Origin of the sequence: Ochrobactrum sp. EDr1-4 (genome assembly GCF_049199085.1) — a bacterium.
Lineage (GTDB): Bacteria > Pseudomonadota > Alphaproteobacteria > Rhizobiales > Rhizobiaceae > Brucella.
This window is the reverse complement of the sequence record NZ_JBLZOF010000042.1, coordinates 1-291: the sequence shown is the minus strand read 5'-3', so window position 1 is coordinate 291 and position 291 is coordinate 1. Positions and strand designations below refer to the sequence as shown.

Genomic DNA, 291 nt, shown 5'->3' with positions numbered 1-291 from the left:
CCGACCCCCACTCTGATGCCGACGCGGATGCTGATGCGGATGCTGATGCCGACGCAGATGCCGACGCAGACGCGGATGCTGATGCCGACGCGGATGCCGATGCCGACGCGGATGCTGACGCTGATGCCGACGCGGATGCAGATGCCGACGCTGATGCTGATGCCGACGCTGATGCCGACGCAGACGCGGATGCCGACGCTGATGCTGATGCCGACGCTGATGCCGACGCAGACGCGGATGCCGATGCGGATGCGGACGCGGCGGCGGGGGGGGGGGGGGGGGGGGGGGGGG

Annotated in this window: 1 protein-coding gene; it reads left to right on the top strand. The window is 70.8% G+C overall.

What is annotated here, in order from left to right:
• Positions 1 to 291 (top strand): hypothetical protein (locus ACOZHT_RS24455; RefSeq protein ID WP_421567129.1); only part of this gene is annotated, 291 nt, incomplete at both ends.